The sequence below is a fragment of the Variovorax sp. V118 genome, from assembly GCF_041154445.1.
GTDB classification, from domain to species: Bacteria; Pseudomonadota; Gammaproteobacteria; order Burkholderiales; family Burkholderiaceae_C; genus Variovorax; species Variovorax boronicumulans.
The window spans coordinates 2,348,709-2,370,937 of sequence record NZ_AP028663.1 but is presented as its reverse complement, the minus strand read 5'-3'; the positions used below and the strand labels follow the sequence as shown (position 1 = coordinate 2,370,937).

The following is a 22,229-nucleotide window of genomic DNA, read 5'->3' as shown; positions in this document are numbered from 1 at the left end:
CGGGCTGCGCCTGTTTCATTGGCCGCCAGCGCCGTTGTCCACCGTCGAGGTGCCGTAGAACGCGCGCACCGCATCGACGAGGCGCGTGCGTTCGAATTCGGGATGCAGGCGGTAGCGCACGAGGTGCTCGCCCACGAAAAGCAGCGCCACGCTCAGCGGCGACAGCACGTTGGCCAGCAGCGACCAGGCCGAGAACGGCATCGTCAGGTAGACCACGATCGACGAGACGACCACCACGGCGAAATACACCGTCCACACCTGCGTGAGGTGCGTCGTGTACGACAGCATGTGCCCCTTCAGCGGGTGCACGCGTTGCGCGAACTGGGTGATCAGCGGCAGGCCCTTGCCACGCAGCGTCGAGCCGAACCAGCCGCACAAGGCACCGTTGATGCCGATGTGCTGGAGCACGTACAGGCGGTTCGTGTCGCCCGCCTCACCGAGGAAGACGAGCGAGAAGCCGCCGATGCCCAGCGCCGCCGCAATGGCCAGGCCCCAGCGGCCGAACCAGCTGGCGGCGCAGCCCATGGCCGCGATCCACAACGGGCCGAGCAACACCACCACAGCCCAGGGCTCGGTGGCGTGGAACAGCGTCATCCAGTGGGAGAGGCCGGCATACGTGACCCCTACCAGCAGCAGGAGGACGAGTCGCCATCGGGACATGGATCAGGTGGCGCTGCGGTGCTCGGCGACGTGGGTCGCGAGCGTACGCAGCGACTGGAAGATCTGCTGGTTGCGCTCGTCGTCCGAGCGCAGCTGGAAACCGTAGCGGCGCGAGACTTCGAGCGCGACTTCGAGGATGTCGATGGAGTCGAGGCCCAGACCTTCGCCGTACAGCGGGTCGGTGGGAACGATCTCTTCAGGTGCGACCTCGAGATTGAGCGCGTTCACGAGCAACACGGCCAGCTCTTTTTCGATCGGCGACTGTTCGGATGCATCGCCAGTGGCGGGAATGGGGGGCTGAGCAGTCGATGACAAAAAAACCTCCTGAACTTTTTTCCTGAACGACCGTGCGGGGTCGTGAATTATAGGAGTGGCGGTTGATTAGACTGCGCGCTTCGATACGACCCGGAGCGCCCCATGGCCGACCCCCTTCTGATCGCACGCCACGACACCATCGAGTGCACCCTCCTGCCCGGCCTGGCCAACCGCCACGGCCTGATCACCGGCGCCACCGGCACCGGCAAGACCGTCTCGCTCCAGACCATCGCCGAACAACTGTCGAACATCGGCGTGCCGGTGTTCATGGCCGACGTCAAGGGCGACCTGACCGGCATCAGCCAGAAAGGCAGCGTCGGCGAGAAACTGGCCGCCACGCTCAAGGAACGCGGCATCGACGTGCCCGAGCCGGCCGCCTGCCCCGTCACGCTGTGGGACGTGTTCGGCGAACAGGGCCACCCGGTGCGCGCCACCGTGTCCGACATGGGCCCGCTGCTGCTGGGCCGCATGCTCGACGTGAACGAAACCCAGGCCGGCGTGCTGAACCTGGTGTTCAAGATCGCCGACGACAGCGGCATGCTGCTGCTCGACCTGAAAGACCTGCGCGCCATGCTGCAGTACGTGGGCGAGAACGCAAGCCAGTTCACCACCGAGTACGGCAACATCAGCGCCGCCAGCGTGGGGGCGATCCAGCGCGGCCTGCTGCAGATCGAGACCCAGGGCGGCGACAAGTTCTTCGGCGAGCCGATGCTCAACATCACCGACTTCATGCAGACGGTGGGCGGCAAGGGGGTGGTGAATATCCTGGCGGCCGACAAGCTCATGAACTCGCCGCGCCTGTACGCCACCTTCCTGCTGTGGATGCTGTCGGAGCTGTTCGAGCAGCTGCCCGAAATCGGCGACCCCGAGAAGCCGAAGCTGGCCTTCTTCTTCGACGAGGCCCACCTGCTGTTCAACGAGGCGCCCAAGGCGCTGGTCGAACGCATCGAACTGGTGGTGCGGCTGGTGCGCTCCAAGGGTGTCGGCGTGTATTTCGTCACGCAAAACCCGCTGGACATTCCCGATTCGGTGCTGGCCCAGCTCGGCAACCGGGTGCAGCACGCGCTGCGCGCCTTCACCCCGCGCGACCAGAAGGCCGTGAAAGCCGCTGCCAGCACCATGCGCCAGAAGCCCGGCCTGGACATCGAGACCGCCATCACCGAACTCGCCGTGGGCGAGGCGCTGGTGAGCTTCCTGGACGCCAAGGGCCGCCCGAGCATCACCGAGCGCGTGTACGTGCTGCCGCCGGGCAGCCAGCTCGGCCCGATCACGCCCGAGCAGCGCAAGGCGCTGATCGCGGGCTCGCTGGTGGCGGGCGTGTACGAGAAGACGGTCGACCGCGAATCGGCCTACGAAAAGCTCAAGGGCCGCGCCGAGAGCGCCCCCGATGCACCGGCCGCCGGCGCCAAGGGCGGGGCCGCCGCCGAAGAATCGTCCGGCATGGGCGGCATGCTCAACGACATGCTCTTCGGCAGCACCGGCCCGCGCGGCGGCAAGCGAGACGGCCTCGTGCAGACCATGGCCAAGTCGGCGGTGCGCACCATGGGCACGTCGGTGGGCAAGGAGATCCTGCGCGGCGTGCTGGGCGGGATCTTCGGCAGCAAGAAGCGCTAGGAGAAAGCGGCTGCGCTACCAGCGCAGCAGACGCGGCCCCAGCGCCGCGCCCAGCAGCACCGGCACCGCGATCCCGCTCACGTACCAGACCGCGAGGAATGGCGCGGTCAGCTCCATGCAGTGCAGCGCGTAGACCGACGCGCCCACGCCGCCGGCCAGTGCGCCGGCCGCGGCCCCGGCCAGCGCGGGCCGCGTCGGCGCCAGCCCGCGCAGCGCCACGAAGGTGGCCGCGAACACCGGCAGCGCCATGAAGCCGATGCTCAGGGCGCAGATGCGCCACGACTGCCCCATCAGCAAGGGCATGCGCTCCTCGATCGGCACCGAGAACCAGACGAACGCCGCCAGCCCCCAGATCCCCAGCACCGGCAGCACCCCGCCCCACCACGCGTGGCGCACCCGCACGCCGGGCCGGGCCAGCCGCTGCACCGTCACGAAGGCCGCCGCCGCGATGCACAGCGGAAACAGCACCTTGACCCAGAACATCGGCCAGAACATCGCCTGCACCAGGTCGGGTCGCAGCCCGTATTCGCCGAACAGGATCACGAAGGACACCGGCAGCGCGGCCAGCACCGCCAGCCCGATGCGCCCGCTGGCGCTGCGCCGCGGCACCGCCACCTCGCCGGCGGCCAGCAGGTTCACGAGCTCGTCGGTCTTCATGGCGCGGCGCCTCCCCCGAACTTCGCGGCCAGGGCCTTCAGGCCCCGGTGGATGCCGACCTTCACCGCCGACTCCGACATGCCCGTGAGGCTGGCCGTCTCGGCCACCGACAGGCCTTCGATCTTCACGTGCACGATGGGCAGGCGCTGGCGTTCGGGCAGGGTCTGCAGCAGCCCGCCGAGGTCGCGCTTCGCATCGCTGGCCTCGGTGGCCGACGCGGCGAACACGGCCAGGTCGTCGTCCAGCGGGTCATGCAGGTCCTCGCGGACCGACTTGGCGCGCAGCAAATCGATCATCTTGTAGCGCGCAATGGCATGCACCCAGGCCGTCAGCGGCTGGTCGCTCTGGTAGGTGTGGCGCTGGTTGTGCATGGCGAGCAGGCATTCCTGGACGAGGTCTTCCACTTCATCGGGCCAGCCGAACAGGCGCTTGCCCAGAAAAGCGCGCAGGTGCGCGCTCAGTTTCTGCAGGAACTCGCGGTACGCGCCGGCGTCGCCATCGAGGCCGCGAAGGAACAGGCGGCGCAAGGCCACTTCCGCGTCGCTCGGTGTCGTCCTGCTACCTACGGTGTTTCGTGCCATCGGGCCGGCCGGTTACAGCCTGGTGAAAAAAGATTGCAAGGGATTGTGCCGCGCCCCCAGGGCGAGGCTTGCGCTAAGCTGCCCCGATGCTGGCCGGACTCGTCTCGCACCCCTGGGCCTACCCGGCGCTGGAGGCGGCGCACATCGTGGGCATCGCGCTGCTGTTCGGCGGCCTGCTGGTGTTCGAGCTGCGCGCCCTCGGCCTGGCCCGCGAGCTGCCGGCGCCGCTGCTGGCGCGCCTCACGTTGCGCCCCGCCCTGCTGGGCTTCAGCCTGTGCGCGCTGACCGGCCTGACCATGTTCGCCAGCCAGCCGGGCGAGTTGCTGAACAACACGGCCTTTCGCGTGAAGCTGCTGCTGATCCTGCTGGCCGGCCTCAACGCCGCCTGGTTCCACCTGCGCGGCGACCTCGGCGGGCAGAGCGGATTCGCCAGGTTTCAATGCCTCCTGTCTTTGGGGTTTTGGCTCGCTGTCATCATCTGCGGGCGCTGGATTGCCTATGTCTGACCAAGGAGAACGCGATGCTGCATCGACGCATGTTCGTGACCGGTTCGATCGCACTGGCCCTGCCCGCCTGGGCCCACCACGGCTGGAGCAGTTTTGACCAGGAGCGCCCGCTGTACCTGGAAGGCCGCGCCACCAAGGTGAGCTGGCGCAATCCGCACGGCGAGCTGGAGATCGAGCTGCCCGAGAACCTCGCGCTGCCGCCCGACCTGAAGCAGCGGCCCCTGCCCAAGCAAAGCGCAACGGTCGACGGCCCAGCGCTGCTGGCCAAGGCGCAGTTGCCGACGCGCCGCGACCGCAAGTGGCAGATCGAGCTGGCCCCGCTCACGCGGCTGCAGGCCTGGGGTGTCGAGGAGATCAAACCCGGCACGCCGGTGGCCGTGCTCGGCTTCACCTTCACCGGCGAGAAAGGCGATGCGGTGCTGCGCGCCGAGTACCTGTTCGTGCACGGCAAGACCTACGGCCTGCGCTCGTCGCCTACATGAATGCCAGTGCGGCCAGGCCGCGCGGGCCCTCGCTTGCCAGCCGCACAAGTGCTCGGTACATTGCATTTTTTGAGGGCCTCAAATGTCTGCAGACAGTACCGCGCTCCCTTCCGCCTTGCCGACCGCGACCGGTGCCAGCCCGGCGCAGAGCCCTCCGCTCCACCCCTCGTCCTCGACCGGCCACATCCGCCTGACCTCGCATGCCGGCGGCTTCGGCGCCCTGCCCATCCACTGGGGCGCGGCCACCGCCACCGAACGCGGGCCCGTGGTCGGCACCACCACCAAGCGCGCGCACCGCAACGTGATCGGCACGCACAGCGGCTCGTACAGCGTGTACCGCGCGCTGGCCGTGGCGGCCGGCGCCCTGAAGCGCGAACACAAGGCCGACCTCACCAACACCGCGCCCACCGACGTCATCGGCCCGTATCCGCAGTGGAGCGAGCCCGGGCGCATCGTCTCGCTCGACCCCTGGGGCGCGCTCGTGGCCGACGTGTTCTCCACCGAACTCGCGGCCGGCTACGACATCCGCCCGACCATCGCGATCACCAAGGCCCACGTGATCCTGCCCGAGGTGATCGAGGCGCTGCAAAGCGGGCGCCTGAAGGCCGACGGCCATTTCCTCACCACGGGCGGCGCCGCGATGGTGACCAAGGCGGCCATCGAGCCCGTGTGGTACCTGCCCGAGGTGGCGCGCCGCTTCGGCTGCTCCGAGACCGACCTGCGCCGCACGCTCTTCGAAGAGACCGGCGGCATGTACCCCGAGCTCGTCACGCGCTCCGATCTCGAGGTGTTCCTGCCGCCCATCGGCGGGCAGACGCTCTACATCTTCGGCAACCCGCGCGACCTGGCCAACCCCGACGTGGAGCTCACCGCCCGCATCCACGACGAGTGCAACGGCTCCGACGTGTTCGGCTCCGACATCTGCACCTGCCGCCCCTACCTCACGCACGCCATCGAGGAATGCATCCAGGGCGCGCAGCGTGGCGGCGTGGGGCTCATCGCCTACTCGCGCAAGGAAGGCCGCGCGCTCGGCGAGGTGACCAAGTTCCTCGTCTACAACGCCCGCAAGCGCCAGGTGGGCGGCGACACGGCCGACCAGTATTTCGCGCGCACCGAGTGCGTGGCCGGCGTGCAGGACATGCGCTTCCAGGAGCTGATGCCCGACGTCTTCCACTGGCTGGGCATCAAGAAGATCCACCGCCTCGTGTCGATGAGCAACATGAAGTTCGACGCCATCACCGGCTCGGGCATCGAGATCGGCGAGCGCGTGAACATTCCCGACGAACTGATCCCGGCCGACGCCCGCGTCGAGATGGACGCCAAGATGGCGGCCGGCTACTTCACGCCCGGCCCGGTGCCAGACGCAGAGGAACTGAAAAAGGCCAAGGGCCGGGGATTGAGCGAATGAGCCGCAGCACCGACATCGACCTGCCCGCCGACGGTTCCGGCAGCCTGCGCCCCGGCGGCGCGGGCAATGTCGATCCGTCGATCGAATTCACACCCGACACCGGCCACCCGGCCGGCGCCGCCAGCCTGCTGCGCACCACCACCGCCATCCGCCAGCGCGCGGGCGCCCTGCTGGCGCGCGCGCGCCGCGGCGAGTCGCAGTGGTTCCGCATCGGCAGCGACGACGCGCTCGAGGACGCGGCGCGCACCGTGGCCGAGGTCACGCGCGAGCGCTACCCCTGGGACACCATCCCGTACCACAGCCGCTGGCGCCACTTCGAGGCCGGCGGCGTCGACCGCCGCCTGCAGCTCGACGCGCTGCTCGGCAAGGGCCTCGACGCCCGCCAGCGCGCCCGCGCCCACATCGACCTCACGCTGGTGAGCGTGCTGCTCGACGCCGGCGCCGGCCCGACCTGGCACTACACCGAACCGGCCACCGGCCTGCGCTTCACCCGCTCCGAAGGCCTGGGCGTGGCGTGCTTCCATGCGTTCACCAGCGGGCTCTTCTCGTCCGACCCGAACCATCCGCTGCAGGCCGATGCGGCCGGCCTGCGCGGCCTCGTGACCGAGCGCCTGGGCGACGCCTTCCAGGTGAGCGAGGTCAATCCGCTGGTCGGCCTGGCCGGGCGCGCGGTGCTGCTGCGCCGCCTGGGCGAGGCCATGAGCGAGCAGCCCGAGACCTTTGGCGACGACGGCCGGCCCGCCGGCCTTTTCGACGCGCTCGTGGCCCCGCTGGGCGCCGCCTCGCCGCCCACGGCCGAGATCACGGCGCACCAGATTTTGTCGCTGCTGCTCGACACGCTCTCGCACATCTGGCCCTCGGCCAACGCCATCGACAGCCTGGCGGCCGACGGCAGCGACAACGTCGGCGGCTCCGGCGACCCGGCCTTCGCGCTGGGCGACTGCTGGCGCCACAGCGCCGTCGCCGGCCCCGGGCTCACCAACGGCTGGATGCCGTTCCACAAGCTGTCGCAGTGGCTCACGTATTCGCTGCTCGAGCCCTTCGAATGGGCCGGCGTGAAGGTGCGCCACCTCGACGCGCTCACCGCCCTGCCCGAGTACCGCAACGGCGGCCTGCTGATCGACAGCGGCGTGATCGTGCCGCGCGAGCCGGCCTTTCTCACCCGCCGCTGGAAGGCCGGCGACGAGTTCATCGTCGAATGGCGCGCCCTCACCGTGGCGCTGCTCGACGAAATCGCCCCGCGCGTGCGCAAGGTGCTCGACCGCACCGAGGAAGAGCTGCCCCTGGCCTGCGTGCTCGAAGGCGGCACCTGGGCCGCCGGCCGGGTGCTGGCACAGCGCTTGCGAAACGGTGCGCCACCGCTGCAGATCGAGAGCGACGGCACCGTCTTCTAGTCTTTTAGACTCTCCTGTTTTCCGCAACGGCACACCAAAAGAAGACTCCAATGAGCAACGTCCACCTCGTCGACCACCCCCTCGTCCAGCACAAGCTCACACTGATGCGCCGCAAGGACGCCTCCACCAACAGCTTTCGCCGGCTCTTGAACGAAATCAGCATGCTGATGGCCTACGAGGTCACGCGCGACATGCCGATGCAGGACATCGAGGTCGAGACCCCGCTGGAGACCATGCAGGCCAAGGTCATCGACGGCAAGAAGGTGGTGCTGGTGTCGATCCTGCGGGCCGGCACGGGCATCCTGGACGGCATGCTCACGGTGGTGCCGGGCGCGCGCGTCGGCCACATCGGCCTGTACCGCGACCCCAAGACGCTCACGGCCGTCGAGTACTACTTCAAGATGCCCGGCGAAATGGAGAACCGCGACGTGATCGTGGTCGACCCCATGCTGGCCACCGGCAACTCGGCCGTGGCCGCGGTCGAACGGCTGAAGGAACTCAACCCCAAGTCGATCAAGTTCGTCTGCCTGCTGACCTGCCCCGAAGGCGTGAAAACGATGCAGACCGCGCACCCCGACGTGCCGATCTACACCGCCGCCATCGACCGCGAGCTGGACAGCCATGGCTACATCCTGCCGGGCCTGGGCGACGCCGGCGACCGCATCTTCGGCACTAAATAGGCTCGCCCCCAGGCTTCGCGCACTTCGTGTCGCTGCTCCTTCCCCCTACCGGGGGCAACACCTGAGGCCCGGCAAAGCCGGTTCCTCGGTGTTTGCTGGAAGGGAGCCCGCCGCGAGGGCGGGCTCTGTAGGTGGGCATGGGGATTGCAGGGTGGTTCTTTTATTTCAATCGAGGAGAAGACCGTGACAGCACGCCGTCAATTGATCGTTCGTTCCATCGCCGTTGCCGCAGCGCTTGCGGCGGGCGCCCCGGGCCTTGCGCTCGCGCAGGCCAAGCTCAAGGTGGCTGCCGTGTACACGGTGCCTTTCGAACAGCAATGGGTGGGCCGCATCCACAAGGCGCTGAAGGCGGCCGAGGCGCGTGGGGAGATCGAATACAAGGCGACCGAGAACGTGAGCAATGCCGACTACGAGCGCGTGATGCGCGAGTACGCCACGGGCGGCAACCAGCTGATCCTGGGCGAGGTGTTCGGGGTGGAAGCGGCGGCGCGCAAGGTCGCGAAGGACTTCCCCAAGGTGGCGTTCCTCATGGGTTCGTCGCTGAAGCCACAGGCGCCCAACTTCTCGGTGTTCGACAACTACATCCAGGAACCGGCCTACCTCAGCGGCATGGTCGCGGGCGGCATGACCAAGAGCAACCGCATCGGCATGGTCGGCGGCTTCCCGATTCCGGAGGTGAACCGGCTCATGAACGCGTTCATGGCGGGCGCGAAGGAAACGAACCCGAAGGTGGAGTTCAGCGTGAGCTTCATCAACAGCTGGTTCGACCCGCCGAAGGCCAAGGAAGCGGCCTTCGCGATGATCGACAAGGGCGCCGACATCATGTACGCCGAGCGCTTCGGCGTGTCGGACGCGGCCAAGGAAAAGGGCAAGCTCGCCATCGGCAACGTGATCGACACGCAGGCCCAGTACCCCGACACGGTGGTGGCCTCGGCGCTGTGGAACTTCGAGCCCTCGGCCGACCGCGCCATCAAGCTGGTGAAGGAAGGCAAGTTCGCCGCCGAGGACTACGGCGTGTACTCGCACATGAAGCACAAGGGCTCCGAGCTCGCGCCGCTGGGCACCTTCGAGAAGAAGGTGCCGGCCGACGTCGTGGCCAAGGTGAAGGCGAAGCAGGCCGACATCCTGGCCGGCAAGTTCACCGTGAAAGTGGACGACGCCCAGCCGAAGTCCACCGCCAAGTAACAAGCAGACAGACAAGCGAGCAGACCCGAACCCATGAAGCGTGCGCGATGGCAGACCGCAATCCATGGCATGGCCATCGCGGCGTTGGCCGCCGGGCTCGCCGCCTGTCAACCTGAGCCGGCGGCCACGGCCACCGCCCCGGCGGTCGAGGTGCCCGCATCGGCCGCCTCGGCACCTGCTGCCGTTGCGCCGCCGGTGGTCGCGGCACCGGTCGGCATTCCGGCCGCGCTGCAGGCGCGCGCCGACGCCCTGCTCGCCGCGCACCGCCAGATGATCGTGCTGATGACCGGCGAGCGTGCGCTCGACGCGGCCGAGAAGCGCGCCGTCAGCGCCGTCGGGCAGCAGCTGTTCCACGAGATGCAGGAGCGTCAGCAGGCGCTGATCACCCAGGCCGCGGACATGACGGACCCCGCCGCCGTGGCGGGCCTGAACGCGCTGCTCGAACGCATCGAGAGCGAGCCCAGCTGGTTCGATGCCGACCGACTGGCGTTCAAGGAGTTCCTGTCGGAGCTGAGCACGCGTTACAGCCAGGCGCAGTCGCTGTCCGGGCTCAAGCTCGGCCGGCGCGCCAGCGAAGACCTGGCCGTGCTCGCCGAGATCGAGCAGGCCTACGACCGCGAGCTGAAAGACGTGTTCGGCCGCTTCGCGCAGCGCGGCATCGAGCCCAAGCGCGAGAAGTGGGCCGACTACGTGGCCAAGCTGCAGGGCCTGTATTCGCGCGAGCAGATCCTGAAAGACTTCGGCGCCATCGTCCCCTACACGCAGCCCCCGGGCGGCGCCAAGGAAAAGGACAGCGCGGACGCACGCGAGATCTTCGGCACCTCGCTGCCCGCGAAGACCGTCGTGCTGACCTTCGACGACGGCCCGCACGCCAAGCACACCGACGAGATCCTGGAGATATTGAAGCGCTACGACGCGCCCGCCATCTTCTTCCAGCTCGGGCGCAACCTGGGCAAGCTCGATGCACAGGGCAAGGCCCAGCTCAGCGCCACCGGCGCGGCGGCCAAGCGCGTGCTGGCCGCCGGCCACGTGCTCGCCAACCACAGCTTCAGCCACGGCATGATGGCCAAGATGACGGACGACGCGGTGCGCGTCGAAGCCAGCGAGACCGAAACGCTGCTCGATGCCACCGGCCGGCCGCAGTCCACCCTCTTTCGCTTTCCCTACGGTGCACGCAACGAGGCCAAGCTGAGCACGGTCGAGGCGCTCAAGCTGCGCTCCATGATGTGGACCGTCGACTCCATGGACTGGGCCGACCCGGTGCCCAAGTCGATCGCCGATCGCGTGCTGGCCGAGGTCGACAAGGCCAAGCGCGGCGTCATCCTGTTCCACGACATCCAGGGCCGCACCGTGCAGGCCCTGCCCACGGTGCTCGACCAGCTGGTGGCCGACGGCTACCGCTTCGCCACCTGGCGCGACGGCAAGTTCGTCGTGAGCGCCTCGAAAAAGGCGGCGCCCGACGACGGCGTGGCCGCCACCTCGGGCGACACGCTCTACCGCGAGAGCCACGCGCTGGTGATCGGCATCGACAAGTACGCCAAATGGCCCGGCCTGCACCACGCCGTGCCCGACGCCAAGGCGATGGAGCAGCTGCTCGTGACGCGCTTCGGCTTCAAGCCCGAGAACATCACGGCGCTGTACGACGACCAGGCCACGCGCGCCAACATCCTGCGCGCCCTGAACGAAAAGCTGACCGACGGCAAGCGCGTGAAGCGCGACGACCGCGTGCTGGTGTTCTTTGCCGGCCACGGCAGCACCCGCAAGCTCGCGAGCGGGCGCGACGTCGGCTACATCGTGCCGGTCGACGCCACGCTGGACAACCTGCCCTCCGACGCCATCTCGATGCCGCAGCTGCAGGAGGTGGCCGAGGCGCTATCGGCCAAGCACGTGCTGTTCCTCGTGGACGCCTGCTACTCGGGCCTGGGCCTCACGCGCGGCGGCGCGGCGCAGGGCAACAGGAACTTCCTGACCGACAACGCGCGCCGCATCGGCCGCCAGATGCTCACCGCCGGCGGCGCCGACCAGCAGGTGGCCGACGACGGCCCCGGCGGCCACTCGGTCTTCACCTGGACGATGCTGCAGGCGCTGTCGGGCAAGGCCGACCTGAACGGCGACAACGTCATCACCGGCACCGAACTCGCGGCCTACGTGGCGCCGGCGGTCTCGGCCATCGCGCGGCAGACGCCGGCCTTCGGCAGCCTGCCGGGCTCGGAGGGCGGCGAGTTCGTGTTCGCGCTGCCCGTCGAGCGCGAAGGCCTCAGCGGCGACAGCCTGCAGCTCGACGCCGCCGCCAGCCAGGTCAACAAGCGCATCGACCAGGCCAACGAGCAGGCCGTGCATGCGGCGGCCGTACCCAAGACGGCCAAGGCGACCAAGGCCGGCCCGGCCGCCGTCGAGGTGGTGGTGAAGAACCTCGAAGGCGCCGACACCAAGCTGACCATGCCGGCCGCCGCGCCGCTCACGCCGCGCGTGGCCGCCCAGCGCGCCAACGACCGCGGCCTGCAGCTGTACCGCGAGCGCCGTTACGACGAGGCCGAAGCCGCCTTCACCGAGGCGCTGAAGCTGCAGCCGCGCTTTGCGCTCGCGGCCAACAACCTGGGCTTCGTGTACTTCAAGCGCGGCAAGCCGGTCGAGGCCGCGCGCTGGTTCGAGCAGGCCATCGACATGGACGGCAGCCGCGCCCTCGCCTACCTGAACCTGGGCGATGCCTACCTGCAGGCCGGCAACGACGCCAAGGCGCTCGCCGCCTACACCACCTTCGTCGGCCTGGCACCGAAGCACGCGCGCGTCGCCGCGCTGCAGGCCTGGATCGCCACGCCCGACGCCGCACACCGCCCCTCACTCCCGCCCACCAACTCCTGATGACCATGACGAACACTTCCTCGCTTCTCCAGCGCCTGCGCGGCCCGGTCCTGGCCGCCGCGCTCGGCCTCGTGCTGACGGGCTGCGTCGGCGTCTACAAGTCGGACGTCGTGAGCATCAACAGCAGCACGCGGCTGGACGACACGCCGCGCCTGGCCGTGATCTCGGCCTTCGAGCCCGAGCTCAAGCTGCTGCTCACGCGCCTGCAAGGCCCCCGCAAACACAGCGTGAACGGCGTCGAGTTCACCACCGGCACGCTCGAAGGCAAGCCCGTGGTTCTGTTCCTCTCGGGCATCAGCATGACGAACGCGACCATGAACACGCAACTGGTGCTCAACCGCTTTCGCATCAGCGGCATCGTGTTCAGCGGCATCGCGGGCGGCGTGAATCCGTCGCTGCACGTGGGCGACGTGACGGTGCCGGCCCAGTGGGGCCAGTACCTCGAGGTGCTCATGGCGCGCGAGACCGCACCCGGCAAGTACAGCGCGCCGCCCTTCATCACCGACGCCACGCTGCCCAACTTCGGCATGAACTTCCCGCGCCCGGTCGAGGTGCGCTCGGCGGCCAAGCCGGGCATCGAGCGCAAGTTCTGGTTCGCGGCCGATCCGAAGATGCTCGAGGTGGCGCGCAGCATCCGCAACGTCGAGCTGGCGAACTGCGGCGCCGGCAAGTGCCTGCCGCGCAAGCCGCAGCTGGTGGTGGGCGGCAACGGCGTCTCGGGCCAGGCCTTCATGGACAACAAGGCCTACCGCGAATACACCTACAAGACCTTCCAGGCCAACGTGCTCGACATGGAAACCGCCGCCGTGGGCATGGTCGCCTACAGCAACGGCGTGCCCTACATCGCCTTCCGCTCGCTCAGCGACCTCGCGGGCGGCGGCGACGGCGAGAACGAGATGGGCACCTTCATGAGCATCGCGGCCGACAACTCGGCCAAGGTCATGCTGGCCTTCCTGGCCGCGTGGAAGTGACGGTGGCGCCCGGGCGCCTGCCTCGTCTTGTCTTGCTGCCGGGCATGGACGGCACCGGCGATCTCTTCGCGCCGCTGGCGCAGGCCCTGGGGCCGCAGGCCGCCATCGACGTCGTGCGCTACCCGGGCCGCCAGGTGCTGGGTTACGACGAACTCGAGGCGCTGGTGCGCGCGCAACTGCCGACGCAGCAGCCTTTCGTGCTGCTCGGCGAATCGTTTTCCGGGCCGCTGGCCATTTCCCTCGCGGCCTCGCGTCCGCCGGGGTTGCGCGGCCTCATCCTGTGCTGCAGCTTCGCGCGCCGGCCCGCACCCGGCCTGGCGCTGATGCGCGCGGGCCTGCTCGACCTGTCGATGCGCCTGCTGCATTCGAAACTCATGCGCGCGCCGATGCGGCACCTGCTGCTGGGCGGCTCGGCGTCGCCACACCTGTCGGACATGCTCCAGGCTTCGCTGAAGCAGGTGTCGGTCGCGGTCATGACCCACCGCATGAGGGAAGTGCAGCGCGTCGACGTGCGCAACAAGCTGCCGCGGGTCGGCGTGCCCGCCATGTATTTGCAGGCGCTGCAGGACCGCGTGGTGCCGCGCCGCGCGGTGGCCGCCCTTCAGCGCGGGCTGTCGGCGTTGCACCTGGTGCAGCTCGACGGCCCCCACGGCCTGCTGCAGGCCTCGCCCGCCGCCTCCGCCCGGGCCATCGAGAATTTCTGCCGCGACCTGCCGTCGCCACCTGTCTGCCCATGAACCCCACCGTGCTCCGCCTCCAGGGCATCACCAAGCGCTTCGGCCCGCTCGTGGCCAACGACGCCATCTCTCTCGACCTGCAGGCCGGCGAAGTGCTCGCGCTGCTGGGCGAGAACGGCGCCGGCAAGTCGACGCTGATGTCGATCCTGTTCGGCCACTACGTCGCCGACGAAGGCCGCATCGAAGTCTTCGGCTCGCCCCTGCCGCCCGGCAACCCCAAGGCCGCGCTGGCCGCCGGCGTCGGCATGGTGCACCAGCACTTCACGCTGGCCGACAACCTCAGCGTGCTCGACAACGTGACGATGGGCACCGAGCCGCTGTGGCGCCCGGTCTCGCGCCGCGCAGCAGCCCGTGCCCGGCTGCTCGAGGTCGCGCAGCGCTTCGGCCTGCCGGTGCAGCCCGACGCGACCATCGGCAGCCTCTCGGTCGGCGAACGCCAGCGCGTCGAAATTCTCAAGGCGCTGTACCGCGGCGCGCGCATCCTGATCCTCGACGAGCCGACGGCCGTGCTCACGCCGCAGGAGAGCGAAGCGCTCTTCGCCACGCTGGCGCAGATGGTGGCGCAGGGCCTGTCGGTCATCTTCATCAGCCACAAGCTCGGCGAGGTGCTGCGCGTGTCGCAGCGCATCGCGGTGCTGCGCGGCGGCAAGCTGGTCGCCGAGGCGCGCACGGTCGACACCACGCAGGCGCAGCTCGCGTTGTGGATGGTCGGCCACGCGGTCGAGGCGCCGCAGCGCCGGCCCGCCAAGTCGGTGGGCGACGCGGTCTGCGTGCTCGACCACGTGAGCACCGCATCGGCGAAAGACGGCGGGCAGGACCGCCTGCGCGAGGTGTCGCTCACGCTGCGCGCGGGCGAAATCACCGCCATCGCCGGCGTCTCCGGCAACGGCCAGGTCGCGCTGGCCGAGCTGCTGAGCGGCACGCGCCGCGCCGTCTCCGGCAGCGCGCAGTTCATGGGCCGCGCGCTGCCGCCCTCGCCCGCCCGGCTGGTGCAGCGCGGCGTGGCACGCATCCCCGAAGACCGGCACGCGGTCGGCGTGGTCGGCGACCTGCCGGTGTGGGAGAACGCCGTGTCCGAGCGGCTGCGCAGCCCCGTCTTTTCACGCTGGTCGTTCATCGTCCGGCGCGCCGCCGCGCGGCTGCACGCCCGGCGCATCGAGAAAGCCTTCGACGTGCGCGGTGCCGGCCTGATGTCGCCGGCCCGCTCGCTCTCGGGCGGCAACATGCAGAAACTGATCCTGGGGCGGGCGCTGCTGGCACCCGAGCAAGTGGAACAAGACACCGACAACAAGAAGTACCCGAACCGCGCCCCGCGCCTCATCGTCGCGCACCAGCCGACCTGGGGCCTGGACATCGGCGCCGTCGCCTACGTGCAGCAGCAGCTCATTGCCGCGCGCGACGCCGGCGCGGCGGTGCTCGTCATTTCCGACGACCTCGACGAAGTGCTCGCGCTCGGCGACCGCGTGGCCGTGATGCACGGCGGCCACCTCGGCGAGGCGCGACCGGCCGCAGCCTGGACGCGCGAGGCCATCGGCCTGGCGATGGCCGGCGCCACCGCGCCGCAACGCCCGGGAGCCGCCGCATGATGCGCCTCGAACGACGCCACGAAAGCTCGCGCGCCGCGCTGGTGCTGGCCCCCATCGGCGCGGTCGTGTTCACGCTGCTGGTGAGCGCGCTGCTCGTGCGCTGGGCCGGCGCGCCGGTCGGGCGCACCTACGCGCTGCTGCTGCAGGGCGGCTTCGGCTCGGTGTTCGCGTGGAGCGAAACACTGACGCGGGCCATTCCGCTGATCCTCACCGGCCTGGCGGCCACGGTCGCGTTCAAGGCGCGGCTCTTCAACATCGGCGCCGAGGGGCAGCTGTTCGCGGGCGCGCTGGCCGCCGTGGCTGTGGGCGGCATGCATGGCGGCACCGGCTTCGAACTGTCGCCGTGGGTGCTGTTCCCGCTGATGATGCTGGCCGCTGCGGTGGCCGGCGCGCTGATGCTGCTGGGCCCGGCGCTCATGAAGAACAAGCTCGGCGTCGACGAAGTGGTCACCACGCTGCTCATCAACTTCATCGTGCTGCTGGGCGTGTCGGCGCTGCTCGACGGGCCGATGAAAGACCCGACCGCCATGGGCTGGCCGCAGAGCGTGTCGCTGCAGTCCGATCTCGAACTGGGCAAGCTCATCGCCCAGACGCGCGTGCACACCGGGCTGCTGTGGGCCGTGTCGCTCGCGGTGATCGTGTGGGCGATCTTCAAGTACACGGTGCTGGGCTTCGACATCCGCGCCGTGGGCGCCAATGCGCGCGCCGCCGCCTTCGCCGGCGTGCCGGTGACGCGCACCGTGGTGATGGTGGCGCTGCTCTCAGGCGCGCTGGCCGGGCTGGCCGGCGCCATCGAGGTGGCGGGCCGCACCAGCTACGTCACGCTCGACATGTCGCCGGGCTACGGCTACACCGGCATCGTGATCGCGATGCTCGCCGGGCTGCACCCGCTGGGCGTGATCGCCGCCGGCGTGTTCGTGGCCGGCGTGCTGGTCGGCGCCGACACCATGAGCCGCGCCGTGGGCGTGCCAACCTACATCGCCGACGTGATCGTCGCGGCCTCGCTGATCGCGGTGCTGGTGGCCACGCTGCTCACGCAGTACCGCGTGCGGATGACGAAATGACCGACCTGCTCGACATTCTTTCCAACCCCGCCTTCTGGGTCGCGGTGCTGCGCATCGCCACGCCGCTCATCCTGGGCACGCTGGGCGTGCTGCTGTGCGAGCGCGCGGGCGTGCTCAACCTGGGCATCGAGGGGATCATGGTCGCGGGCGCCTTCACCGGCTGGCTCGCGGTGTACGCCGGTGCACCGCTGTGGGCCGGCGTCGGCGTGGCCGCGCTCACGGGCATGGTGTTCGGATTGCTGCACGCCTTCTTGACCGTCGGGCTCGCGCTGTCACAGCACGTCTCGGGGCTGGGCATCACGCTGCTGGCCACGGCGCTGAGCTACTTCGGCTACCGCGTGAGCTTTCCGAAGGTGAACACGCCGCCGACCATCACGCCCTTCGCGCCGATGGACTGGCTGCCCGTGCCCATCCTCGGCGCGCAGACCGCGCTCACGCTGTTCGCGCTGCTGCTGGTGCCGACGGTGGCCTGGGTGCTGTACCGCACGCCGCTGGGCCTGGCGCTGCGCATGGTGGGCGAGAACCCGCAGGCGGCCGAGAGCCAGGGCGTGTCGGTCGCGGCCACGCGCACCGGCGCCATCGTGGCGGGCTCGGCGCTGATGGGCGTGGCCGGCGCGTTCCTCACGCTGTCGGCCTTCAACGCCTTCTTCTTCAACATGGTGAACGGGCGCGGCTGGATCTGCGTGGCGCTGGTGGTGTTCGCCTCGTGGCGGCCCGGCAAGGCCCTGCTCGGCGCGTTGCTGTTCGCCTTCTTCGACGCGCTGCAGCTGCGGCTGCAACAATCGGGCGATGCCGTGCTGCCTTACCAGCTGTACCTGATGCTGCCCTACCTGCTGTCGATCCTGGCGCTGGTGCTGGTGGCGCGCAAGGCCAGCTATCCGCAAGCGCTGATGAAACCCTACCGCAAGGGAGAACGCTGACATGCCGATGACGCGGCCCCGCCTTTGTCGCCTGCTGGCCACCGCGCTGCTCGCCCTGGCCGGCAGCGGCGCCCACGCACTCGGCGCCGACTACGGCCCCGAGCGCTTCGCCACCCACGACGCCGTCACCTGGGTGCAGACCTGCGGCACCTGGGGCCCCGACCACCACGGCACCTACCGCGTGATCCACGCCGAAGCCTTCGCGCAGTCGTTCCTCTACGTGCAGTGGATGGCGCGCGGCGAGGCCGACCGCAGCTACAGCCTGTACGCCGTGCACACGACCGCCATCGCCGAGCTCGACAACGACCATGCGGAAATCTCCCTGAGCGAACTCACCTGCCGCGCCACGCCGCGCGGCATCGTGGTGACGGCCAAGGCCGACTCGGGCCACGACGACAAGCTGCGCCGCGTGACCATCGAGGTCGGGCCGGCCGCAGGGCAATACCGCTTCCGCGCGCAGCGCACGCGCTGAGCGCACTTAGAAAAAACACCCCACCGATGCTCGACCTCCTCATCACCCACGCCACCCTCCCCGACGGCCGCACCGGCATGTCGGTCGCCGTGCAGGACGGCCGCATCGCCGAGGTCACGCCCGGCCTCGCCGCGCCCTCGCACGAGACGCTCGACGCCCAGGGCCTGCTGCTCGCGCCGCATTTCGTCGATCCGCACTTCCACATGGACGCCACGCTGAGCTACGGCCAGCCGCGCGTCAACCAGAGCGGCACGCTGCTCGAAGGCATCGCGCTGTGGGGCGAGCTCAAGCCGCTGCTCACGGCCGATGCGCTCATCGAACGCGCGCTCGCGTACTGCGACTGGGCCGTGGCCAAGGGCCTGCTGGCGATCCGCTCGCACGTGGACACGAGCGACCCCAGCCTGCTCGCGGTCGATGCGCTGCTCGAGGTGAAGCGCCAGGTGGCGCCGTACATCGACCTGCAGCTGGTCGCCTTTCCGCAGGATGGCGTACTGCGCTCGCCGGGCGGCGTCGACAACCTCACGCGCGCGCTCGACAAGGGCGTGGACGTGGTCGGCGGCATTCCGCATTTCGAGCGCACCATGGCCGACGGCGCGGCCAGCGTGAAGCTGCTGTGCGAACTGGCCGCCGAGCGCGGCAAGCTGGTCGACATGCACTGCGACGAGTCGGACGACCCGCTCTCGCGCCACATCGAGACCCTGGCCGCCGAAACGCTGCGCCTGGGCCTGCAGGGCCGCGTGACGGGCTCGCACTGCACCTCGATGCACTCGATGGACAACTACTACGTGAGCAAGCTGCTGCCGCTCATTGCCGAGAGCGGCGTGAGCGTGGTGTCGAATCCGCTCATCAACATCACGCTGCAGGGCCGCCACGACAGCTACCCCAAGCGCCGCGGCATGACGCGCGTGCCCGAGCTGCTGGCGGCCGGCGTGAATGTCGCCTTCGGCCACGACTGCGTGATGGACCCGTGGTATGGCATGGGCTCGGGCGACATGCTCGAGGTGGCCCACATGGGCCTGCACGTGGCGCAGATGACCGGCCAGGCCGGCATCCACCAGTGCTTCGAGGCCGTGACCACGCGCGCGGCGCGCGTGATGCACCTGGACGGCTACGGCCTGGAAGCCGGCTGCGACGCCAGCTTCGTGCTGCTGCAGGCGCGCGACCCGGTCGAGGCCATCCGCCTGCGCGCGACGCGGCTCAAGGTGTTCCGCAAGGGCCGGCTGCTGGCCGAGACGCCCGCGGCCACCGCCGCGCTGCACCTGCCGGGGCGCGGCGACCGCACGCGCTGGATGCTCGGCGAGCGCTGATCCGGTGGCGGCTGGACAGGCGCCGCGCCTACCGCGAACATCCGGGTTCCCCGATGACAAGGACACCCGACATGAGCGCCCCACCCCTGCTGCGCACGCTGTTCCAGTACCACGCGTGGGCCAACGACGAGCTGCTGGACCGCATGGCCAGCCTCGACCCCGTGCAGCACGCCGACGCCCGGCATGCCGCGATCCGCGTGGTCAACCATGCGCATGTGGTGAACCGGATCTTCGCGGGCCACCTCACGGGCACGCCGCACGGCTTCACCGACGACAACACGCCCGAAACGCCCACGCTGGCCGAGCTGCGCGCGGCCGTGGCCGAGTCCGACCGCTGGTATCTGACGTATCTCGACACGCTCACGCCGGCGCTGCTGGCCGAGCCGCTGCCCTTCGTGTTCACCGACGGCGACAAGGGCCGCATGACGCGCGAAGAGATGCTGGCCCACGTCGTGACGCACAACGGCTACCACCGGGGCGAAGCCGGCCGGCTGCTGGCGCAATGCGCCGTGCGCCCGCCGCGCGACACGCTGGCGGTGCACCTGCACCGCAGCGAACCCGCGCGCCGCGAACGCTCCTAGGTCAGGCGGCGTGGGTCGTGGCGACCGTCATCTCGACCTCGACCGTCGCGTTCTTCGGCAGCGCATAGACGCCGACCGCCGTGCGCACATGCACGCCGGCCTCGCCGAACACGCGGTGCAGCAGGTCGGACGCGGCATCGGCCACCTCGCTTTGCTGCGTGAAGTCGGCCGTGCACTGCACGAACACGCCCACGCGCAGCACCTTCTCGACCGCATCGAGCGAGCCGAGTGCGCGCCGAAGCAACGCGAGGCTGCGCAGCGCGCAGATCTGGGCGCCTTCGCGCGCGGTGTCGAGCGACACCGCATCGCCCACGCGGCCGGTGACGACCACCGTGGTGCCCACGCGCGGCACCTGGCCGCTGAGATAAACGGTGCGGCCGTCGCGCACCAGCGGCACGTAGTGGCCGCCGGCCAGGATCTCGCCGTCGAAGCGGTGGCCCAGTTCGGCGGCAATCAGGTCGGCGATCTGGTCGCGGCTGTGTGGTTCTGTCATCGGATGTCCAGGAAAACGGGCCTCGATTGTCGCCAACCGATCTGGCGTGAACAGAGACAGATTGCCATCGCTAGAGGCAGAACAGTTCAGCCCTCGAACGCCAGGAACACCCGCCCGCCCTCGATCTTCACCGGGTAGGTGCGCAGGTCTTCGGTGAGCGGCGCGCACATGGCCTTGCCGCTGCGTACGTCGAAGCGACCCTGGTGCAGCGGGCATTCGATCTCGTGGCCTTCGAGGAAACCGTCGCACAGCCGCGCATGGCCGTGCGTGCAGATGTTGTCGGTGGCGTGGATGCCGTCGTCGGTGCCGTACAGCGCGATGTCGCGCCCCTGCACCTCGATGCCGACCACGTCGTCGGCGGGAACGTCGTCGACCGCCGCGGCGTCGATCCAGGTCATCGTGCTCATCGTGTGCTCCCTTGTCTCAATCGGGCTTGAGGCCGGCGCGGTCGATCACCGGCTTCCAGCGGCGCAGTTCCTCGTCCATGAACTTCGACAAACCTTCGGGCGTGCTGCCCACGGGGTCGAAGTACGCGGTCTGCAGGCGCTTGATCGTCTCGGGGTCTTTCAGCGCAGCCGCGATCTCGCGGCTCATGCGCTGCACCACGTCGTTCGGCGTGCCCTTGGGCGCCATGTAGGCGAACCATGGCACGGCCTGGATGTCGGGCAGGCCTGACTCACGCAACGTCGGCAGGTCGGGCAGCAATGCCGAACGCTCGGCCGAAGTGACGGCCAGCGCCTTGAGACGTCCGGCCTTGGCCTGCGGCATCACCGTGACCGGCGGCAGGCAGGCGTACTGCACGTCGCCCTGCACGATGGCCGTGACGGCCTGGCCCGACGACGCGTACGGGATGTGCACCGCGAACGACTGCGTCTTGGCCTTGATGAGCTCCACGCCCAGGTGCGAGATCGAGCCGTTGCCGGTCGAGGCGAAGTTGAACTTGCCGGGGTTCTTCTTCATCGCCGCCAGCCAGCCCTTGACCGAATCGACGCCCATCGAATTGGAGACCGCGCAGACGTTCGGCGTGGTCGCGGCCAGCGACACCGGCACGAGGTCCTTGAACGGGTCGTACGGCAGGTTCTTGTAGAGGATGGTGTTGTAGACCAGCGGCGCGTTCACCGACAGCAGGAAGGTGTAGCCGTCGGGCTGCGCCTTCGAGACCGCGTCGGTGCCGCTGTTGCCGCCCGCGCCGGGCTTGTTCTCGACGATCAGCGGCTGGCCGATGCGCGCCGCGAGCTTGTCGTTGACGATGCGCGCGAGGATGTCGGGCGACGAGCCCGCCGCGAACGGCACCACGATGCGCACGGGGCGCTGCGGCCATTCCTGCGCATGGGCGGCCGCGGCCAGGGCCACGGCGCTGAAGGCGACGAAAAGGCGTGCGCGCGTCATGGCTGCACCTCCACGGCGACCATGCCCCGATGGTCCTGCTGCTCGCGCGCGATGAAGCCCGCGATGAGCGCGCGGTAGGCCGCCTCGACCACCTCGGGGTAGGCGCCCTCCTTCTCGGCGAGCGCCTTCACCTTGTCGATCACTTCCTGCTGGCGCTGCGGCGCCGACACCTGGAAGGCGTCTCGCTTGAAGCGCGCGGCGTCCTTCACGTAGCGGCCACGCTCGGCCAGCAGCGCGACGATCTGGCGGTCGAGCCGGTCGATGTTCTCGCGCACTTCAGCGAGGTTGGTGCACAGCGGCACGTAGGCCGGGTCGGTGAAGCGGCGCAACGGGGCACCGTGGGTCTCTGGTTCTTTTTCTGGCAT

Annotated in this window: 24 protein-coding genes; 16 read left to right on the top strand and 8 right to left on the bottom strand. The window is 69.6% G+C overall.

The window, feature by feature from the left end:
* Positions 1-15: 15 nt before the first annotated feature.
* Together ACAM52_RS10875 and ACAM52_RS10870 are read right to left on the bottom strand one after the other, a co-directional pair.
* Positions 16-660, bottom strand: coding sequence for a hypothetical protein (locus ACAM52_RS10875; protein WP_070060740.1), 645 nt, complete (start codon positions 658-660; stop codon positions 16-18).
* A gap of 3 nt (positions 661-663) precedes the next feature.
* Positions 664-975, bottom strand: coding sequence for a phosphopantetheine-binding protein (locus ACAM52_RS10870; RefSeq protein WP_062482694.1), 312 nt, complete (start codon positions 973-975; stop codon positions 664-666).
* 102 nt (positions 976-1,077) lie between these two features.
* Between ACAM52_RS10870 and ACAM52_RS10865 the strand changes: the two genes are divergently transcribed.
* Positions 1,078-2,589, top strand: a complete 1,512-nt coding sequence (locus ACAM52_RS10865; protein WP_307693558.1) for a helicase HerA-like C-terminal domain-containing protein — start codon at positions 1,078-1,080, stop codon at positions 2,587-2,589.
* 15 nt (positions 2,590-2,604) lie between these two features.
* On the opposite strand, the gene ACAM52_RS10860 is transcribed toward ACAM52_RS10865, so the two are convergent.
* Both ACAM52_RS10860 and ACAM52_RS10855 read right to left on the bottom strand, forming a co-directional pair.
* The gene (locus ACAM52_RS10860; protein ID WP_369646995.1) at positions 2,605-3,246 is read right to left on the bottom strand and encodes a DUF1109 domain-containing protein; all 642 of its coding nucleotides are present in this window, start codon (positions 3,244-3,246) and stop codon (positions 2,605-2,607) included.
* Complete coding sequence (locus ACAM52_RS10855) at positions 3,243-3,827, bottom strand: sigma-70 family RNA polymerase sigma factor (RefSeq protein ID WP_369646994.1); 585 nt, start codon at positions 3,825-3,827, stop codon at positions 3,243-3,245. The genes ACAM52_RS10860 and ACAM52_RS10855 overlap by 4 nt, the downstream gene beginning before the upstream one ends.
* Positions 3,828-3,913: 86 nt before the next feature.
* Between ACAM52_RS10855 and ACAM52_RS10850 the strand changes: the two genes are divergently transcribed.
* From ACAM52_RS10850 to ACAM52_RS10780, 15 genes are all read left to right on the top strand, one after another.
* Positions 3,914-4,333 carry a hypothetical protein gene (locus tag ACAM52_RS10850; RefSeq protein WP_369646993.1) on the top strand — a complete coding sequence of 140 codons (420 nt, stop codon included), beginning with the start codon at positions 3,914-3,916 and terminating at the stop codon, positions 4,331-4,333.
* A gap of 14 nt (positions 4,334-4,347) precedes the next feature.
* On the top strand, positions 4,348-4,815 hold the full coding sequence (locus tag ACAM52_RS10845) for a DUF6152 family protein (RefSeq protein WP_369646992.1): 468 nt from the start codon (positions 4,348-4,350) through the stop codon (positions 4,813-4,815).
* 82 nt (positions 4,816-4,897) lie between these two features.
* Entirely contained in the window at positions 4,898-6,223 is a 1,326-nt protein-coding gene (locus ACAM52_RS10840; protein ID WP_062477758.1) for a GTP cyclohydrolase II, read from the top strand.
* Positions 6,220-7,617, top strand: a complete 1,398-nt coding sequence (locus tag ACAM52_RS10835; protein ID WP_369646991.1) for a URC4/urg3 family protein — start codon at positions 6,220-6,222, stop codon at positions 7,615-7,617. Before ACAM52_RS10840 ends, ACAM52_RS10835 begins: the two co-directional genes overlap by 4 nt.
* Before the next feature lie 50 nt (positions 7,618-7,667).
* Positions 7,668-8,297, top strand: a complete 630-nt coding sequence (upp, locus tag ACAM52_RS10830; protein ID WP_062477764.1) for a uracil phosphoribosyltransferase — start codon at positions 7,668-7,670, stop codon at positions 8,295-8,297.
* Positions 8,298-8,480: 183 nt separating this feature from the next.
* Complete coding sequence (locus ACAM52_RS10825) at positions 8,481-9,482, top strand: BMP family protein (RefSeq protein WP_056582550.1); 1,002 nt, start codon at positions 8,481-8,483, stop codon at positions 9,480-9,482.
* A 33-nt stretch (positions 9,483-9,515) separates the two neighbouring features.
* Positions 9,516-12,344 (top strand): polysaccharide deacetylase family protein, encoded by a 2,829-nt coding sequence (locus ACAM52_RS10820; RefSeq protein WP_369646990.1) that lies wholly within the window; start codon positions 9,516-9,518, stop codon positions 12,342-12,344.
* 5 nt (positions 12,345-12,349) lie between these two features.
* Positions 12,350-13,315 (top strand): 5'-methylthioadenosine/S-adenosylhomocysteine nucleosidase, encoded by a 966-nt coding sequence (locus ACAM52_RS10815; RefSeq protein WP_307588341.1) that lies wholly within the window; start codon positions 12,350-12,352, stop codon positions 13,313-13,315.
* Positions 13,306-14,052: an alpha/beta fold hydrolase gene (locus ACAM52_RS10810; RefSeq protein WP_369646989.1), complete on the top strand. Its 747-nt coding sequence runs from the start codon at positions 13,306-13,308 to the stop codon at positions 14,050-14,052. Before ACAM52_RS10815 ends, ACAM52_RS10810 begins: the two co-directional genes overlap by 10 nt.
* A complete protein-coding gene (locus ACAM52_RS10805) occupies positions 14,049-15,638 on the top strand; it encodes an ABC transporter ATP-binding protein (protein WP_369646988.1) in 1,590 nt (529 codons plus the stop codon). The genes ACAM52_RS10810 and ACAM52_RS10805 overlap by 4 nt, the downstream gene beginning before the upstream one ends.
* Positions 15,638-16,702 (top strand): ABC transporter permease, encoded by a 1,065-nt coding sequence (locus ACAM52_RS10800; protein WP_174543681.1) that lies wholly within the window; start codon positions 15,638-15,640, stop codon positions 16,700-16,702. Before ACAM52_RS10805 ends, ACAM52_RS10800 begins: the two co-directional genes overlap by 1 nt.
* A complete protein-coding gene (locus tag ACAM52_RS10795; RefSeq protein WP_369646987.1) occupies positions 16,699-17,622 on the top strand; it encodes an ABC transporter permease in 924 nt (307 codons plus the stop codon). Before ACAM52_RS10800 ends, ACAM52_RS10795 begins: the two co-directional genes overlap by 4 nt.
* 7 nt (positions 17,623-17,629) lie before the next feature.
* Positions 17,630-18,094 (top strand): hypothetical protein, encoded by a 465-nt coding sequence (locus ACAM52_RS10790; protein ID WP_369646986.1) that lies wholly within the window; start codon positions 17,630-17,632, stop codon positions 18,092-18,094.
* A 26-nt stretch (positions 18,095-18,120) separates the two neighbouring features.
* Entirely contained in the window at positions 18,121-19,401 is a 1,281-nt protein-coding gene (locus ACAM52_RS10785) for an amidohydrolase family protein (RefSeq protein WP_369646985.1), read from the top strand.
* Between the two features lie 71 nt (positions 19,402-19,472).
* Positions 19,473-19,982 carry a DinB family protein gene (locus ACAM52_RS10780; RefSeq protein ID WP_369646984.1) on the top strand — a complete coding sequence of 170 codons (510 nt, stop codon included), beginning with the start codon at positions 19,473-19,475 and terminating at the stop codon, positions 19,980-19,982.
* 1 nt (position 19,983) lies between these two features.
* On the opposite strand, the gene ACAM52_RS10775 is transcribed toward ACAM52_RS10780, so the two are convergent.
* The 4 genes from ACAM52_RS10775 to ACAM52_RS10760 form a co-directional block, all read right to left on the bottom strand.
* Positions 19,984-20,475: a RidA family protein gene (locus ACAM52_RS10775; protein ID WP_062477794.1), complete on the bottom strand. Its 492-nt coding sequence runs from the start codon at positions 20,473-20,475 to the stop codon at positions 19,984-19,986.
* 86 nt (positions 20,476-20,561) lie between these two features.
* Positions 20,562-20,882 (bottom strand): non-heme iron oxygenase ferredoxin subunit, encoded by a 321-nt coding sequence (locus tag ACAM52_RS10770; protein WP_095948602.1) that lies wholly within the window; start codon positions 20,880-20,882, stop codon positions 20,562-20,564.
* Between the two features lie 16 nt (positions 20,883-20,898).
* Entirely contained in the window at positions 20,899-21,864 is a 966-nt protein-coding gene (locus ACAM52_RS10765; RefSeq protein WP_369646983.1) for a Bug family tripartite tricarboxylate transporter substrate binding protein, read from the bottom strand.
* Positions 21,861-22,229, bottom strand: a complete 369-nt coding sequence (locus ACAM52_RS10760) for a chorismate mutase (RefSeq protein ID WP_369646982.1) — start codon at positions 22,227-22,229, stop codon at positions 21,861-21,863. The genes ACAM52_RS10765 and ACAM52_RS10760 overlap by 4 nt, the downstream gene beginning before the upstream one ends.